This window comes from Sporosarcina sp. PTS2304 (genome assembly GCF_003351785.1).
In the GTDB taxonomy this organism is placed as follows: Bacteria; Bacillota; Bacilli; order Bacillales_A; family Planococcaceae; genus Sporosarcina.
In genome coordinates, this window is the sequence record NZ_CP031230.1 from 1,685,796 (window position 1) to 1,701,240 (window position 15,445).

Annotated in this window: 20 protein-coding genes; 12 read left to right on the forward strand and 8 right to left on the reverse strand. The window is 40.7% G+C overall.

The genetic code is table 11. The features are described from left to right. Positions 1 to 46 precede the first annotated feature (46 nt). The gene (locus DV702_RS08020) at positions 47 to 619 is read right to left on the reverse strand and encodes a YufK family protein (protein WP_114924286.1); all 573 of its coding nucleotides are present in this window, start codon (positions 617 to 619) and stop codon (positions 47 to 49) included. A 181-nt stretch (positions 620 to 800) separates the two neighbouring features. Between DV702_RS08020 and DV702_RS08025 the strand changes: the two genes are divergently transcribed. From DV702_RS08025 to mnhG, 7 genes are read left to right on the forward strand one after another with little or no spacing between them, the layout of a single operon-like run. Beyond that, the gene (locus DV702_RS08025) at positions 801 to 3,209 is read left to right on the forward strand and encodes a Na+/H+ antiporter subunit A (RefSeq protein WP_114924287.1); all 2,409 of its coding nucleotides are present in this window, start codon (positions 801 to 803) and stop codon (positions 3,207 to 3,209) included. Then, positions 3,196 to 3,618, forward strand: coding sequence for a Na(+)/H(+) antiporter subunit B (locus DV702_RS08030; protein WP_114924288.1), 423 nt, complete (start codon positions 3,196 to 3,198; stop codon positions 3,616 to 3,618). The genes DV702_RS08025 and DV702_RS08030 overlap by 14 nt, the downstream gene beginning before the upstream one ends. Next, positions 3,618 to 3,959 (forward strand): Na(+)/H(+) antiporter subunit C, encoded by a 342-nt coding sequence (locus tag DV702_RS08035; RefSeq protein ID WP_114924289.1) that lies wholly within the window; start codon positions 3,618 to 3,620, stop codon positions 3,957 to 3,959. Before DV702_RS08030 ends, DV702_RS08035 begins: the two co-directional genes overlap by 1 nt. Then, positions 3,952 to 5,436 (forward strand): Na+/H+ antiporter subunit D, encoded by a 1,485-nt coding sequence (locus DV702_RS08040; RefSeq protein WP_114924290.1) that lies wholly within the window; start codon positions 3,952 to 3,954, stop codon positions 5,434 to 5,436. Before DV702_RS08035 ends, DV702_RS08040 begins: the two co-directional genes overlap by 8 nt. Before the next feature lie 5 nt (positions 5,437 to 5,441). Continuing rightward, positions 5,442 to 5,924: a Na+/H+ antiporter subunit E gene (locus DV702_RS08045; protein ID WP_114924291.1), complete on the forward strand. Its 483-nt coding sequence runs from the start codon at positions 5,442 to 5,444 to the stop codon at positions 5,922 to 5,924. After that, positions 5,921 to 6,202 carry a Na(+)/H(+) antiporter subunit F1 gene (locus DV702_RS08050; RefSeq protein WP_114924292.1) on the forward strand — a complete coding sequence of 94 codons (282 nt, stop codon included), beginning with the start codon at positions 5,921 to 5,923 and terminating at the stop codon, positions 6,200 to 6,202. Before DV702_RS08045 ends, DV702_RS08050 begins: the two co-directional genes overlap by 4 nt. Continuing rightward, positions 6,186 to 6,566: a monovalent cation/H(+) antiporter subunit G gene (mnhG, locus tag DV702_RS08055; protein WP_114924293.1), complete on the forward strand. Its 381-nt coding sequence runs from the start codon at positions 6,186 to 6,188 to the stop codon at positions 6,564 to 6,566. Before DV702_RS08050 ends, mnhG begins: the two co-directional genes overlap by 17 nt. Before the next feature lie 21 nt (positions 6,567 to 6,587). Here the strand turns inward: mnhG and DV702_RS08060 are convergent, their stop codons facing one another. Continuing rightward, positions 6,588 to 6,806, reverse strand: coding sequence for a hypothetical protein (locus tag DV702_RS08060; RefSeq protein WP_114924294.1), 219 nt, complete (start codon positions 6,804 to 6,806; stop codon positions 6,588 to 6,590). Between the two features lie 71 nt (positions 6,807 to 6,877). After that, on the reverse strand, positions 6,878 to 8,386 hold the full coding sequence (locus tag DV702_RS08065; protein WP_114924295.1) for a leucyl aminopeptidase: 1,509 nt from the start codon (positions 8,384 to 8,386) through the stop codon (positions 6,878 to 6,880). A gap of 155 nt (positions 8,387 to 8,541) precedes the next feature. On the opposite strand from DV702_RS08065, the gene DV702_RS08070 reads away from it, so the two are divergent. Continuing rightward, positions 8,542 to 9,018 carry a divergent PAP2 family protein gene (locus tag DV702_RS08070; RefSeq protein WP_114924296.1) on the forward strand — a complete coding sequence of 159 codons (477 nt, stop codon included), beginning with the start codon at positions 8,542 to 8,544 and terminating at the stop codon, positions 9,016 to 9,018. A gap of 201 nt (positions 9,019 to 9,219) precedes the next feature. On the opposite strand, the gene DV702_RS08075 is transcribed toward DV702_RS08070, so the two are convergent. From DV702_RS08075 to DV702_RS08085, 3 genes are all read right to left on the reverse strand, one after another. Beyond that, positions 9,220 to 9,546, reverse strand: a complete 327-nt coding sequence (locus DV702_RS08075) for a YuiB family protein (RefSeq protein WP_114924297.1) — start codon at positions 9,544 to 9,546, stop codon at positions 9,220 to 9,222. Between the two features lie 256 nt (positions 9,547 to 9,802). Continuing rightward, on the reverse strand, positions 9,803 to 11,023 hold the full coding sequence (locus DV702_RS08080) for an NAD(P)/FAD-dependent oxidoreductase (protein WP_114924298.1): 1,221 nt from the start codon (positions 11,021 to 11,023) through the stop codon (positions 9,803 to 9,805). A gap of 200 nt (positions 11,024 to 11,223) precedes the next feature. Then, the gene (locus tag DV702_RS08085) at positions 11,224 to 11,589 is read right to left on the reverse strand and encodes a HesB/IscA family protein (RefSeq protein ID WP_114924299.1); all 366 of its coding nucleotides are present in this window, start codon (positions 11,587 to 11,589) and stop codon (positions 11,224 to 11,226) included. Positions 11,590 to 11,708: 119 nt separating this feature from the next. Here DV702_RS08085 and DV702_RS08090 point away from each other — a divergent pair, with 119 nt between their 5' ends. Beyond that, positions 11,709 to 12,413: a DUF2225 domain-containing protein gene (locus DV702_RS08090; protein WP_371682738.1), complete on the forward strand. Its 705-nt coding sequence runs from the start codon at positions 11,709 to 11,711 to the stop codon at positions 12,411 to 12,413. A gap of 62 nt (positions 12,414 to 12,475) precedes the next feature. Here the strand turns inward: DV702_RS08090 and DV702_RS08095 are convergent, their stop codons facing one another. After that, the gene (locus tag DV702_RS08095) at positions 12,476 to 12,715 is read right to left on the reverse strand and encodes a NifU family protein (RefSeq protein ID WP_029054424.1); all 240 of its coding nucleotides are present in this window, start codon (positions 12,713 to 12,715) and stop codon (positions 12,476 to 12,478) included. An 83-nt stretch (positions 12,716 to 12,798) separates the two neighbouring features. Between DV702_RS08095 and DV702_RS08100 the strand changes: the two genes are divergently transcribed. Continuing rightward, positions 12,799 to 13,125 carry a YuzD family protein gene (locus DV702_RS08100; protein ID WP_114924301.1) on the forward strand — a complete coding sequence of 109 codons (327 nt, stop codon included), beginning with the start codon at positions 12,799 to 12,801 and terminating at the stop codon, positions 13,123 to 13,125. Positions 13,126 to 13,359: 234 nt separating this feature from the next. Continuing rightward, positions 13,360 to 13,809: a hypothetical protein gene (locus DV702_RS08105; RefSeq protein WP_114924302.1), complete on the forward strand. Its 450-nt coding sequence runs from the start codon at positions 13,360 to 13,362 to the stop codon at positions 13,807 to 13,809. 93 nt (positions 13,810 to 13,902) lie between these two features. Here the strand turns inward: DV702_RS08105 and DV702_RS08110 are convergent, their stop codons facing one another. Beyond that, positions 13,903 to 14,970 (reverse strand): NAD(P)/FAD-dependent oxidoreductase, encoded by a 1,068-nt coding sequence (locus DV702_RS08110; protein WP_114924303.1) that lies wholly within the window; start codon positions 14,968 to 14,970, stop codon positions 13,903 to 13,905. Positions 14,971 to 15,115: 145 nt separating this feature from the next. Here DV702_RS08110 and DV702_RS08115 point away from each other — a divergent pair, with 145 nt between their 5' ends. Then, a complete protein-coding gene (locus DV702_RS08115; RefSeq protein WP_114924304.1) occupies positions 15,116 to 15,352 on the forward strand; it encodes a YuzB family protein in 237 nt (78 codons plus the stop codon). Positions 15,353 to 15,445: the final 93 nt, after the last annotated feature.

Sequence of the window (15,445 nt, forward strand, 5' to 3'; positions counted from 1 at the left end):
CAACAACTGAAAACAAACTAACTGCAAATAATTTTAAAGAGGAGTTTCATTTGATAGGGTTAGCTAACGGAATACTAGCCAATAATCCATTATACAAGCGGATTAAAATATAGACGAGCACAGCTAACAAAACACTCCATACAATGATTTGAAAAAAGATCAAGCCGACCGTATGAGTCAATGTCATAAACGGACTTAACTTATACACCACATAAATAAAATAAATAAAAGACGTGATGACAAAAATAAGAACGAGTGTCTTCCACGATTGAATACCTGCAGCAGAAGCAAGCGCTCCAAGAAAATAAATGACTGCTCCTGATTTCGTAGCGCTATAAGACGCATCTGCCTCTTTTCGTAAAAAGAATAATAATGCCGTTTCGTGGATAGTTGTTGCAATTAACTTCAGCGCTGCAAAAACCATGAAAAACAACAATGTATACATCGTTAATAAAAAGATACGCAACTGAAAATCAGATAGAAACTCACGCATTCCTTGATATAAACCAATTTCTTTAAAAAAGACGGTTGATTCTCCTACACTGTAAACGCCGAACGTCAAACTGAACAACACGATCGTCACAAAAGGTAAATAACCGAACAAATATGGATTTTTCATAAGACACCTCAAAAATATTTTTTACACTCCTAATAATATAAGAAGGAAGTCGAATAAAGCAATAATTGGTCAATTGTCGTCTATGCAATTTAAAATGTTTTGCGCTATACTAACAAATACGTCCAAACATACACCGTTGGACTTTTATCATGTACAGAACTTGTATGGAAGGAGGATTCTTTTGGAATTCGTGTTATTGATTTTTTTACCCGTGATCTTCGCTCTCCTTGTTCCCTTTGTTGCTAAATATCTGAAGGGAATACATACGGGTTGGATTGTGTTACTAGTCCCCCTTGCGTTGTTCATCTACTACCTTAGCTTCATACCGCTAATGATGGATGGTGGTCATGCTATTTCTGAACTAAAGTGGATTCCTTCATTGGGAATTACATTTATTTCTTACATAGATGGTCTGAGCTTATTATTTACACTATTGATTACTGGTATTGGTTCGTTAGTTGTGTTGTATTCTGTTTTCTACATGGACAAGAAAAAAGAAGATTTAGGCAGTTTTTACGTCTATCTACTTATCTTTATGACAGCTATGCTAGGTGTTGTTCAATCAGACAATACGATTACACTGTATTTATTTTGGGAACTGACGTCCATTTCATCATTCCTGTTGATTGGCTATTGGTACACGCGTGACAAATCACGTTTTGGTGCATTGAAGTCAATGATGATTACTGTATTTGGCGGGTTAATGATGCTCGGGGCCTTTGCGTTGCTTAGTATTATGGGGAATACATTCTCTATTCGCGAGCTAATCGCTCAGGCACCTCAATTAGTGAATGAGCCGTACTTTACGTTAGCGTTAGCTTTACTACTACTTGGTGCATTTACAAAATCTGCACAATTTCCTTTTTACGTTTGGTTGCCAGACGCTATGGAAGCGCCTACTCCGGTTAGTGCGTACTTGCACTCGGCTACAATGGTAAAGGCGGGTATTTACTTGGTTGCACGTTTTACCCCGATTTTCGGTACATCGTCTATATGGATTTGGCTCGTAACCGGCATTGGTTTACTGACGTTGTTCTGGGGTTCTTTTTTCGCCATCAAACAAACAGATTTAAAAGCCATTTTGGCATTCTCCACCGTCAGCCAGCTCGGATTAATTATGTCGTTGCTTGGTGCAGGTGCAATTTCCTATCATACGACGGACGCCGTGTTTGCATTAGCAACTTATGCAGCCATCTTTCATTTGATTAACCATGCAACCTTTAAAGGTGGATTATTTATGATTGCCGGTATTATCGATCATGAAACCGGTACCCGAGATATTCGGAAACTCGGCGGATTGATGAGTATTATGCCGTTAAGTTTCACTGTAGCTTTGATCGGCTCATTGTCAATGGCCGGCTTACCGCCATTTAATGGATTTCTAAGTAAAGAGATGTTCTTAGATTCTATGGTGGCGCTTCAGCATTTCGAATTATTCAACTTTGATACATGGGGGATTTTATTCCCAATCGTCGCATGGATTGCAAGCGTATTCACATTTACGTACAGTTTATATTTCTTACTAAAGACGTTTGCAGGTCAGAAGAAATTAGAACAGTTACCAAAACAGCCGCATGAAGCACCGATCGGGATGTTGCTTGCTCCTATGATATTAGCTAGCTTGGTACTTATCATTTTCTTCATTCCAAATCTTGTCGGCAAGTGGATCATCAAACCTGCTGTGATGGCTGTGCAACCTACATTGTATGCAAACCCGCAGACCGTGAATGTTCATGTTCAGGCTTGGCATGGTTTCGGTTCGACAGCTCTCTGGTTGACGATTGGAATTATTGCAGTTGGTTCTTTATTTTACGTCACTATTCCAAAATGGCAGCCGTTGTATAATATTCAACCTGCCAAATTGTCATTGAATGAAGGCTATGATGCTTTGATGCGCGGAAGTGATCGAGGAATGAACCGATTATCTCGATTGTATATGGATGGCGTGATTCGCACGTATTTACTGTATATTTTTGCGTTTCTTTCCGTAGCAATCATTGCTGTGTTATTTATCAAGGATGCATTCGTTATTGATATGACTAGTTTTGCCGCTATTTCACTTTATAGTATATTGAATGCGATTATTTTGGTATTGGCTGTTGGATTCGTAGTATTTTCCAACAATCGGTTAGCTGCGATTATTTCGTTAGGTGGTGTCGGTTATTCTGTCGCCCTCTTCTTCGTTATTTTCAAAGCGCCGGACTTAGCTTTAACCCAGCTCGTAATCGAAACAGTTTCTGTCGCTCTCTTCTTACTGGCGTTCAAACATCTACCAGCTTTGAACTCTCATGGAGAAACCGCAAAAGTGAAAGTAGTAAACTTTATAATTGCCTTGAGTGTCGGTGTGATGGTGACGCTGGTCGCGTTATCCAGTCACTCACAAAAGCTGATTCCTTCGATATCGCAGTATTATAAAGATACAGTCGCAACGGAAGCGGGTGGCGGAAATATCGTTAACGTCATTCTCGTGGATTACCGTGGATTTGATACGTTATTCGAGATTGCGGTACTTGCAATTGCAGGAATTGCTGTACTTGGAATGATACGTTTACGTGTTTCGAGAAAGGAGACTACTGATGAAAACAAATGATGTGATTTTACAAACTACAGCCAAAGTCGTGTTTTTCATCATCTTCTTATTCTCGATTCACATTTTCTTTACGGGGCATTACGCACCTGGTGGAGGTTTCGTAGGCGGACTGTTGACAACAGGCGCGATTGTTTTATTGTTGCTTGCTTTTGACTTGCGAACAATTCAGCAAATTTTGCCATTTAACTTTACGATCGTAACAGCTATTGGTTTATTGCTGGCACTAGGCACGGCAGCAGGATCTATCGCGTTTAATGTCCCCTTTTTCACACATGCGTTTGACGATTTCACGTTGCCACTATTCGGCACGACATCACTTCATACAGCAATGTTATTTGATAGCGGTGTCTATTTAGTAGTCGTCGGCTCGGCCATTACGATTATTCAATCGATTGGAGGAGATGACTGATGGAGTTACTACTTGCGATTGTAATCGGTGTGTTATTTACCGCTGCTGTATACTTGATCCTCTCCCGCAGCTTGTTGAAAATCATTTTGGGGACAGGCTTACTCAGTCACGGTGCACACTTACTTATTTTAACGATGGGCGGACTCGGTGGTACAGCTCCTCCTGTGCTCGCTGACGGCGTGACAGACTTTGCCGATCCGCTGCCCCAAGCTTTAATCTTAACTGCGATCGTCATCAGTTTCGGTGTCACAGCGGTGATGCTGGTCATGGCGTATCGTATGTATGCGGTTCATAAAACAGATAATATGAATGAATTGAGAGGGAATGATGAACATGATTAATCTTCTTTTATTTCCGATCATTATTCCTTTTTTCTTCGCGATGATTTTATTGTTTTTCAAAGAGCAGGTGGTTATCCAAAGAGTGGTCACATTGATCGGATTGGCTCTCAGTCTAGTTGCTTCTTGTTGGCTTGTCGCGACAGTGAAAGCAGAAGGAATCCAAACCGTAACGCTTGGAAGCTGGCCGGCACCGTTTGGGATCACGATGGTGTCGGATATGTTCTCCGCGTTACTCGTGACAACGACTATTTTACTGACGTTTTTCGTAGTGTTGTACAGCTTTAAAACGATTGGTGTGGAAAGAGAAAGATTCTTCTACTACCCCGCTATTCTATTTATGATTACGGGAATCAATGGAGCATTTACAACGGGCGATATTTTTAATATGTTTGTATTTTTCGAAGTGTTGCTGATCGCTTCTTACTTATTAATTGTACTAGGCGGCGAGAAAAGACAGCTTCGAGAATCCATCAAATATATTTTAGTAAATGTGATTTCATCTGCCCTTTTCGTCATCACAGTTGCTTATTTATATTCTGTCATCGGAACATTGAATATGGCCGATATTTCAGTTAAGATAGCTGAAATTAACCAGCCTGGAATTATTTCGGTCATTGCGATTTTATTTTTGATCGTCTTCGGAATAAAGGGTGCGATCTTCCCACTCTACTTTTGGTTACCAGGTTCGTATGCGGCTCCTCCGATACCTGTATTAGCATTATTTGGTGCGCTGTTGACGAAAGTCGGGGTTTATGCGATCACCCGGACGTATACATTATTCTTCGTTCATGATCTTGCATTTACGCATCAATTTCTGCTTGTCTTGTCGCTGCTAACAATTATCGCAGGTTGCATCGGAGCTCTTGCTTACTTCGATTTAAAACAAATTATTATTTACAATATTGTGATTGCAGTAGGCGTAATATTGTTCGGTGTCGCACAAATGAACACAGCCGGTATGGAAGGTGCAATCTATTATTTGATTCACGATATGTTGATTAAAGCCGCTCTGTTTGTGTTGATCGGGATCATTATCTATATAACGGGAACTTCAAATTTACGCGAAATGGGCGGACTGATTAAAACACACGCATCACTTGGATGGTTTTACTTAATCGCTGCGTTTGGTCTGGCCGGTATTCCTCCACTTAGTGGATTCCTTGGAAAATTACTAATTGTTAAAGGCGGCTTTGAAGCTGATCACGCAATAGGCAGTATAGTCATTTTAGCTTCCAGTTTAATCGTTTTACTATCGGTAATTCGAATTTTCATTTACGCTTTCTGGGGCGAACTGAAACAACCACTACCCGTCACGAGCAAAGGGTCATACCGTGCGATGATGATCCCTGCTGTTGCGCTCGTCATCATTACGATAGCGTACGGAGTAGGTGCAGAATGGCTAATGCCGTATATGTCAGATGCCGCAAACGTACTTACCGATCCGTCTATCTATATTGATGCGGTGTTAAAGGAGTAGATGTCATGGCTTTTCAAATATTATTAAATTTCTTTATTGCAGTTGTTTGGATGTTCATGACAAGTTCATTAACACCTTCCACCTTTATCATTGGGTATATTATCGGTTTGTTGATGATTATCATGACACGTCGGTATTTTCGAGGACGTTTGTATGTATGGAGAATTTGGTCGGCTATCAAATTAACGTTAATTTTCTTAAAAGAGTTAATTATGTCTAATATCTCGGTACTGCTTTTGGTTATTAAACCTAACCTGTCAACAATACAACCGATGATCTTTGCTTTACCGACTGAACTAGAGCGCGATTGGGAAATAACACTGTTATCCAGCTTAATCACATTGACGCCTGGGACAATCGTTATTCATGTCTCAGATGATCAACGAACATTGTACGTCCATGCGATCGATGTGGACGATGTGGACGAAGCGATAGAGTCCATTAAAAATACATTTGAGAAAGCGATTATGGAGGTGAGTCGGGGATGAACACTTTTTATTCAGTTTGTTTAGTGCTAGTCATTCTTTCTATGCTCGGATTACTGTATCGCGTCTGGAAAGGACCTTCTACGCCTGACCGACTCATTGCACTAGATGCGATTGGCGTCATGTTAATTTCAGCTATTGCTTTGATCTCCATATTGTTTGATACACCGTTTTATATCGACGCTATTTTATTGATTGCCATTATGTCATTCATTGGCACGGTGTCCTTCTCTAAATTTATTGAGAGAGGAGAGATCATCGAACGTGGATCTGATCGCTGATATTATTATTGTGTCACTCGTTGTTGTGGGGATCATTTTCACGATTGTCACAGTCATTGGTATTTTACGGTTGCCTGATGCGTATACACGCGCCCATGCAGCTTCTAAAAGCGCAACGCTCGGCGTGATGAGTTTATTGCTTGGTGTATTTTTTCACTTCTGGTGGAAAGAAGGTCACTTCAGTATACAACTGATCCTCGGAATTGCATTTTTGTTCATCACTTCCCCTATTGGTGGTCACTTAATGACACGCGCAGCTTATATGTCTGGTGTAAAGCCGACAAAATTGACTGTAGCAGACGCATTGAAAGTAGCTATACAAGAGAAACGTGAAGAACTTGAAAAAGACACGCAGAAGGATTAATTTCCTCTGCGTGTTTTTGATTTAATAGTATGGATAATATGGATAATACGGCGGGTAGTATGGCATGGTGTAATAAGGCGGGTAGTATCCGCCATAGCCACCTCCGTAGCCGTAGTTCGGAAATATTGCATTACCTAAAAACCCTCCGACCAAACCACCAAGAAATGGTCCACCAAAACCGAACCCACCGCCAAATCCACCTCCGCCGTGGTACCCACCTCTATAATTATTTCTCGACATCTCAGCATCCCCCTTTCCCTTTATCGTATGCCTACGATAAAAAGCGCTTTGGGGAAAACGCCTAGATTATATTATTCCTGATCAGTTGCAGCTAAACGCTCGACGAATGTAGCCAGCGTACGAACCATTACACCTGTCGCACCTTTAGGACCAAGCACATGAGGACTAGAAGCGTCTGATGTGCCGGCAATATCTAAGTGAATCCACGGAGTATTTTCAGCAAATTCACCTACAAAGCCACCGCCGAAGATCATATGTCCATCACGTCCTGGCGAATTATTTAAATCGGCTACCGGACTTTTGCGAATTCGTTTCTTATCATTTTCCGTCAAAGGCAGTTGCCAAATAAATTCTCCTGTTTCTTCTGCTGCTTTTTCAAATTGTTTGTAAAAGTCTTGATCATTCGTTAATGTCCCTGTTTTATCATTGCCAAGCGCCACAATGACTCCGCCTGTAAGCGTCGCAACGTCTATCAGATACTCTGCACCCGCTTGCTTCGCGTATGTTACCGCATCTGCTAACACTAGACGTCCTTCCGCATCCGTATTTAATACTTCAATTGTTTTTCCACTCAATGAAGTAATGACGTCATCTGGTTTAAACGCTGTTCCCGAAATCATATTATCTGTTGATGCAATGACGGCTATTACATTTTTCTTCGGCCGGGACTCTCCTATAATGCACATAGCACCCAATACAGCCGCTGCACCGCCCATATCACCTTTCATACCTATCATGCCTTCGCGCGGCTTCAGCGAGTAGCCACCCGTGTCATACGTGACGCCTTTGCCTACTAATCCAATGACATCTTCCCATTGATCAGTCGCTTGATATTTTAAGACAATCAATTGGGGCTCTTCAACAGATCCTTGATTGACTGCAAGGATCGCACCCATTCCGAGTTCTTCCATTTCCGCTTTTCCTAATACGTCGATTTCAAAGTCATAACTTTTTGCGAGTTCACGTGCGTAATCTGCCATTTTAGTCGGCGTTAATAAATTTGGCGGAACATTTACTAACGTCCGCGCTTCGTTCACAGCGTGTGCATGGATCATACCGATGTTCCCTGCAGCTATTACTTCTTGTTCGTTTGCATGTGTAATAAATCTGACTAGTTCAAGCGGAACATCCACTTCATTGGAAGATGTTCGGAAACCTTCATATTCATAGGAGCCCATACTAATTCCTTCTGATGCTATGTGAGCGATGTCTGCACAGGTCAATTCTTCATTGCAAAAAGGGGCTGTCCATACCGCTACTGAACGTATACGATCAGCATGCAACTGTTTACCTACTGTCGCGAACAACTCGCGTAGTTGCACATCCGATAGCTGGTCTTGCTTTCCTATCCCTACAAAGTACACGCGCTTAAATGAACGTTTAGTAAGTGCAGGCATTTTCGTTAATTGATTAAACTCTTGCTTAATATCACCTGATTTAATCCATTCAGGTAAAGAGGGATGGAACGCTTCAACGACTGTCTCCCACTCTTTCACGTTTTCAGGATGATCAGGTATTCCGATCACCAATAGTTCAACCTCTTGTTGCTGTAATGTGGATGATGCTTCAACTGTGATCATGTAAAAATGGCCTCCTTTTTCTTTACCGCTGTCCTCTAACAGTATAGACTAGGCAGTTGCGCTGTTTCAATGACAAGGATTGTCGTTAAGGTCACGATGACAGTTGGTTTATGGTATACTAACCCTATTATCTTGCGGAAAGGGAGTGGAATTATTTGGCTATTTTTGAGAACGTACCGCTCCTTGCAGCGTTATTCGCCATTTTATTTGCTCAGTTTGTTAAAATTCCTATTCATTTTTTATTGACGCGTAAACTCGATTTTGGACTTATGACTTCTACAGGCGGTATGCCCAGTTCACATTCGGCAGCTGTCACGGCATTGACGACGGCTATTGCTTTTGAAGCAGGCTTGGATTCGCCTTTATTCGCGGTGTCTGCAATTTTTGCGGTGATTGTTATGTTCGATGCAACAGGAATTCGTTACCAGGCGGGGCAGCAAGCAGTCATTATCAATCAAATGCGTTCTGATTTTCAGATGTTTGTGGATGATATTAAGGGGTGGCCGAAAAAGGATAATGAAACGAAGATCCAAGAGCTTAAGACATTGCTTGGCCATAAGCCGAACGAAGTGTTTTTCGGGGCTTTGACTGGTATTGCAATTTCGATCATTACGTATTCTTGGATTCTTTGAGCGAAGCGATGAGCTAGAAAAGCGGTCTTCTTTTCTAGCTCATCCCGGGAGCCATCCGCCAGCACCGAAGTGACTAAGTGAACCGATCACTTTCAAAATTCAAGAACGATACCTGCTATTCTTGCACTAGCCCCTACCTCAGAAAAAAATAAAAACATCAACGAGGCATGCCCGCTGATGTTTTTATAAATAATCCATTCATTAAAACATTTGATACCCTTGTCTTCGCAAAGCCTTCATAACAAACCCTGCGATAATCGCCCCAACTAAACCACTGGATAAAATCACAATATCTACTACATGAAGCGACATAATACTTGCACCTAATTCACTAAACGCATGTGCAGGCTTCGTGATGTAATGGAACATCGGTACATCATCAATAATAAAAATAACGACAATCGGATACACGATGGCCATCAGCCAGGTCATGCGCAATAACATATTGATTAAGAAACCAATACCGAAAAACATTACAATAAATATTAAGATCGATAGCAACACTTGCGCTATGGATATAGTTTGCATTACCGATAACCTCCAGTTCATCACTACAACATTTTACAGCAAGGTGCAATAGCTTTCAATAGAATGAGATAGAGAACATAGCCCAAACTATACAGTTGTCATGAAATCTTAAAATATGACACGACGGATTATAGGTAGAAGTGAACTTCCCAGTTGACTTGTCGTTGATTTCATTATCCGACCGCAAAAAAGACTGCATACATGCTCTATGTAAAGAACCTGTCTGCAGTCTAACTTTATGTGAAAACACATAGTTTTATAGGAAATTAAATTTACCTTTTTTAATAGTTAATCCAACGCCGCCTACCATGAAGAGTGCACGGTTATCGATCATTTTCTTCATAAATGACGCTTTCGCACCTGTTAATTTCTTATCAAATACTACACCAATTGCATCAGAGTCACCTAATGAACATACGCTACCTTTTAAATCCGGTACGAACTCCATAGTCGGCTTCCCTTTCATCAAAGCGATAAGGTTATTAGCGCAAATTTCACCTTGTTGCATCGCGATTTGTGCTGTTGGAGGATACGGTCGGTTAATTGCTTCATTAATCATAAGTGAACAGTCACCGATGACGAATACATTGTCAAAACCAGGTGCGCGTAAATCTTTCTCCACTTTAACTCTAGCGCGCATATTTTCAATGCCTGACTCTTCAATTAAACGGTTACCGCGTACTCCGGCTGCCCATACAACCGTTCCAGCTTTGATGAATTCTACATCATCTTCGCCTTCTCCAGTTTTAATCATAACGCCTTCAGGAGTCGCTTCAACGACTGGTGTACCGATGGAGAATTCTACACCTTTTGAACCTAATTGACGTACCGCATATTCTACTAGTTCTGGATCAAAACCAGGCAAGACCATTGGCGCTGCTTCTACACAAAGAATGCGCACCTTTTTAGCCGGCACATCATATTCTTTACATAACTCAGGCACACGGTTACCTAATTCACCAAGATATTCAATTCCAGTAAAGCCTGCTCCACCTACAATGATAGTTAAACGGCTATCATCTTTAACTTCCTCTGTAGACCAAGTAGCGAATTGATATTCCATATGGTCACGAATCTGGCGCGCAGCTTTTACGTTCGCGATAGATAATGCATACTGATCAAGACCTTTAATACCGAAAGTCTCACCTTCAAAGCCAAGAGCAATTACCAGGTAGTCGTATGTATGTGAACCAAGGTTTGTCTTAACATTTTTTGATTCTACATCAATACCTGTAACTTCTGCTTCAATGAACTTCACTTTGTTGCTGTTGATGACACTAGCAATGTCATAACGAACTTGCTCCGGCGTCAAAGTCCCAGCAGCTGCTTCATGCAACCATGTAGATTCATAGTGATAGTCATTTTTATTGATTAGGACGATATCTGCTTCATCTGTTCCTAATGACTTTTGTAAATTTACGACGGTCATCAAACCACCGTACCCTGCACCCAATACTAAGATTGTCGGTCTTTTCACGTAAATCGAAACCACCTTTAAGTTTATTAAATGCCGAGGACGTGTAAAATCGAACAATCATTGGTTTTACGCAGTGTCGGCATTTAGTTTTAATATGAAATAACTTTCCCTACTTAATAGTAGACCTTTTGCACATGATTTTCAATAGCATTCTAATAGTGCAAATAATCAATTACAGCTACTATTTTGCGAATATTTACTTATTCACAATCTGCAGGCGCGCCCGCTTTTTGAGCTGTACGGAAACTCGTTCCACAGCCACAATTCGCAATCGCATTCGGGTTGTCGATTGTGAAGCCGCCACCCATTAATGACTCCTTATAATCAACTTTCGTTCCTGCTAAAATCGCTGCGTCTTCTTCTTTCACGAGAACTGGAATATCATGTTGTGTATAGAACACGTCATCCTTTTCTTGTTCAGTCGCAAACCCTAGTCCATATGTCAGTCCGCTGCACCCGCCACCATTGACTGATACGCGTAAATAAGAGCCTTCTTCTTCGTTATGTGTCATCATTTTTTTCACGTGAAATGCTGCTGCCTCTGTAATTTCTACTGGATTGTTCATTAACTTCACTCACTTTCCACGATTTGTTCTATCATATCAATCTTTTTCACTAAATTGCAAACAAATACTCCCCCCACTAGGACTATTTTGCTGTATAATAAGGCTTAGGTATGAAAGGAATGAGTATAATGGAAATCAGCCCATTTTATGAGAAGAAAATGCAATGTTTACTATGCAAAGAGCATTTTCCAACTACCCGTATTCGTTCACGTCAAGTAAGAGTCTCTGATCATGATAGTGATTTTAGGCCTATATATATGAATAAGGAAATTAATCCTCTTTTCTATAATGTTGCTGTTTGTCCGCATTGTGGCTTCGCATATACAGATGATTTTTCACCCTATTTTGGCCCAGGCACAAAAGAAATGATCGCCAAAAACATTACAGCGAAATGGCGCAGCCGGTCATTTGGTGGGATCCGTACGAACGAAGAAGCTGTAGAAGCTTACAAACTGGCTTACTTAAGTGCGAATTTCAAAAAAGAAAAGCACTTAACTATGGCTGGTATGATGTTGCGGATCGCATGGATTTATCGAGAAACCGAGCAAAACGAACAGGAAATACGCTATTTACGGATTGCACGCGACCTTTATTTACAAGCTTTTTCAAACGGTGACTACGTAGGTACCCAAATGTCTGAAACGCGTGTACAGTATATCATCGCTGAGCTTTCTTGGCGCATTCATGATCGTGCGCAAGCAATTATGAATTTCTCACGCGTAATCGAAGCGCAAAAACGGTCTACTGAACCGACGATTATTCAATTAGCGAAAGATCGCTGGCAAGAAATACGGGATGAAGAAGCTACGAATAAAATTGGATAACAGCGAAAGCCGTGCAAGAAGTTTGCACTTCATCGCACGGCTTCAATATAAATGGCAGGAAATTAAAAGACCTGTTCTACCTCTACAACGCCAGGAACTTCTTCAAGTAATGCGCGTTCAATACCTGCTTTTAATGTAATCGTCGAGCTTGGGCACGTTCCACATGCACCTAATAAACGTAACTTGACAATTCCTTCGTCAATGTCCACAAGTTCGCAGTCCCCTCCATCGCGCAATAGGAATGGGCGTAATTTATCTAGCACTTCTTTTACCGGCTCGTATAATTTCGTATCTGTTGTCATTGTAATCAATCTCTCCTTTCCTTATACTTATTATAAACTGCTTAGCAGAAAAAATCCAATAATGAATCGGAGGAATGATTTTCATGTCACTATCACCTGTAATTATTGAAGTGTATGGAGCGGATATTCAGTGCGCTAGTTGTGTAAATGCCCCTTCATCTAAAGATACGTACGAGTGGCTTGATGCTGCTCTTTCAAGAAAGTACCCTAATCAGCCTTTCACCATTATGTATATTGATATTGATAAGGAGTTGACGGAACCATATCAACTGGAAATCGTTGAAAAGATCCGTGAAGATGAGTACTTTTATCCGTTGGTTATGGTAAACAATGAAATGGTAGGCGAAGGATATATCCAGTTGAAACCTGTCTACCGGGCAATGGAAGCACTTGGTTATCACGCAGTATAAAGTGATAATTTGGTGGATTAATTGAGAACTGAAAATGACTCTTATGTTTTCGAAATGTGTGCGGTCATTTAAAAAGGATGTCCGCCTTTTTGCTTCTTGATGGACTTTCATAACTCAATTTAGTTTACTCATCATTCTTCTCTTTTGATTATTTTCAAATCTGAAAAATTTTTCGTCATCTTTTGCTAATCTAGGATATAATCAAAGAAGACGATAGTCATAGGGGGAATGAGAGTGAATGAGACAAAAAAACCACTCATGAAGAGATGGTGGTTTATCATGTTGATCGTAATTTCTGCGTTTAGTTTTACATTAGGCGTGTGGGATTCCAAAAATAAACGAGCGAGTGAAGAAGAACTTCCCATAGAAGAGCAAATCATGAAGAAAGTAAAGTTTATCGATGAAGCGAGTATGACTGACGATGGATTATTGACAATTATCTCTATTATTAATTCCAATACAGAAGACGTTTCGATAGCGCCTACTTCTATTAATTGGGCGTTTAAAACAATGCAAGCTGCTTTTGAATTTCCTGACGTGTCAGAAGTGAATATTGTCATTCAAGTGATGATAATAAAAGATGGAAAAGAGTCAAAAATGAAAGAGTTGCCAAGCATTCGCTATACGAGAGAAGAATTTGAAAACACTTCATTCGAAAAGTTTTCGAAAAAAGCGAGTGAATGATTTATACCATAAGAAAAAGAACTGTCTGTCACTTACCCGTTTGAAGGGAAACATGAAGTGATGAGCAGTTCTTTTTTAATGTTAAGCTAGTAATCAACCATTATGCCATTTATACATCCACAGTAAACCTGATTTCATCAAACGTGCGATGCGACCAGTTACAGTACGATCGGCTAAGTAAGCAAATCCTTGTTTCTTTCCTAGTGAACCCATGAAGCCTTTTAACTTCAACTCAGGCATTTCTGCCATAAGCGGCTCATCTTTCCACACTAATCGCAGTACTTGGACAATTTGTTCTGCCTGCACCTCAGCCAACTGGGCACTAGGCGCGTGTGGAAGTGCTGCAATATCTCCGACTACATAGACATTTGGATAAGAAGGTACTTGATGGTATTGATTTAGTACGACGCGTCCAGAACGGTCTTTTTGCACGGCCATATCGTCAATTACTTTGCCTGGCTTAATACCCGCTGTCCAAACTACTGCGTCTACTGCAATTGTTTCCTCATGATTATATAGAACAGATTCTCCCACTTTCGTAATATTCGAGTTAGCGACCACCTCAACTTCATTCTGATCGAACCAACCTTTAACGAAATTACTCAAGCGTTCTGGGAAGTCACGTAAAATACGCGGGCTGCGGTCAAATAGTTTGATGTTTAAATCTGGGCGACTTTCGCGTAGTTCACTCGCTAGCTCGATACCGCTCAATCCGGCACCCACAATACCGACAGTGGCTCCTCCGCTTAGTCCTAACAGCGTTTGATATGTAGTTCTAGATTTTCCGATAGTCTGAATGCTTAATGTATGTTCTGCGGCACCCGGTACCCCATGGAAGTTGTCTTCAGAGCCTAAACCAATGACTAGTTCATCATACGTAAGCGTTTGGCCATTTGTTAGTAGTACTGCTTTTTCTTCAGGTTTGATCTCTTGAATCTCGCCTTCTACTACTTTTAATTGTTCATGATTTGGAATCGCTACTCGTATGTCAGAGTCTGGAACGGTTCCTGCTGCCAATGCATAGAATTCTGTCTTCAAACTATGGAACGGTGTTCTGTCGACAAGCGTAATTTCAATATCACTTGGCAATTCCTTGTTCAGTAGACGTAGTAACATCCGCATGTTGCCATAACCGGCACCTAATAATAGTAATTTCCTCATAAAGTTCTCCTTTTATGTGTGATATCTATGTTCCGATTGAACCTCATTTGTTAGTATATCAGTTTGTGATTACTTTCACAATATGTCTACTCATTGACGGACAACTTAAAAAAGAGTACCATTTCTAATAGGCGAGGTGAGAAAGATGAATCCCATCGTGGAGTTTTGTATTAGTAATTTGGCGAATGGAGCCTATCCAGTATTTGAGACATTAGAGAGAGATCCGAATATCGATGTGCTTGAATACGGTTGTTTAAGTTATTGCACGAAATGCGCAGATACATTATATGCGCTTGTCAACGGCGAACTGGTCGAAGCGGATACGCCTGATGAATTGACTGCGCGTATTTATCAATTCATTGAAGACAATCCTCTTTTTTAATTATAAAATGTATAGTAAAAAGACTGTAGGCAAACTTTTTCCACAAGGAGTTTGTTTACAGTCTTTTATTTTTCGCGCTTTGATAAAATTGTT

Coding starts and splice junctions, on each gene's coding strand:
- DV702_RS08020 (WP_114924286.1), bottom strand. CDS start 619: ATGAAAAATCCATATTTGTTCGGTTATTTACCTTTTGTGACGATCGTG.
- DV702_RS08030 (WP_114924288.1), top strand. CDS start 3,196: ATGAAAACAAATGATGTGATTTTACAAACTACAGCCAAAGTCGTGTTT.
- DV702_RS08035 (WP_114924289.1), top strand. CDS start 3,618: ATGGAGTTACTACTTGCGATTGTAATCGGTGTGTTATTTACCGCTGCT.
- DV702_RS08040 (WP_114924290.1), top strand. CDS start 3,952: ATGATTAATCTTCTTTTATTTCCGATCATTATTCCTTTTTTCTTCGCG.
- DV702_RS08045 (WP_114924291.1), top strand. CDS start 5,442: ATGGCTTTTCAAATATTATTAAATTTCTTTATTGCAGTTGTTTGGATG.
- DV702_RS08050 (WP_114924292.1), top strand. CDS start 5,921: ATGAACACTTTTTATTCAGTTTGTTTAGTGCTAGTCATTCTTTCTATG.
- DV702_RS08060 (WP_114924294.1), bottom strand. CDS start 6,806: ATGTCGAGAAATAATTATAGAGGTGGGTACCACGGCGGAGGTGGATTT.
- DV702_RS08065 (WP_114924295.1), bottom strand. CDS start 8,386: ATGATCACAGTTGAAGCATCATCCACATTACAGCAACAAGAGGTTGAA.
- DV702_RS08075 (WP_114924297.1), bottom strand. CDS start 9,546: ATGCAAACTATATCCATAGCGCAAGTGTTGCTATCGATCTTAATATTT.
- DV702_RS08085 (WP_114924299.1), bottom strand. CDS start 11,589: ATGAACAATCCAGTAGAAATTACAGAGGCAGCAGCATTTCACGTGAAA.
- DV702_RS08090 (WP_371682738.1), top strand. CDS start 11,709: ATGAGTATAATGGAAATCAGCCCATTTTATGAGAAGAAAATGCAATGT.
- DV702_RS08095 (WP_029054424.1), bottom strand. CDS start 12,715: ATGACAACAGATACGAAATTATACGAGCCGGTAAAAGAAGTGCTAGAT.
- DV702_RS08100 (WP_114924301.1), top strand. CDS start 12,799: ATGTCACTATCACCTGTAATTATTGAAGTGTATGGAGCGGATATTCAG.
- DV702_RS08110 (WP_114924303.1), bottom strand. CDS start 14,970: ATGAGGAAATTACTATTATTAGGTGCCGGTTATGGCAACATGCGGATG.
- DV702_RS08115 (WP_114924304.1), top strand. CDS start 15,116: ATGAATCCCATCGTGGAGTTTTGTATTAGTAATTTGGCGAATGGAGCC.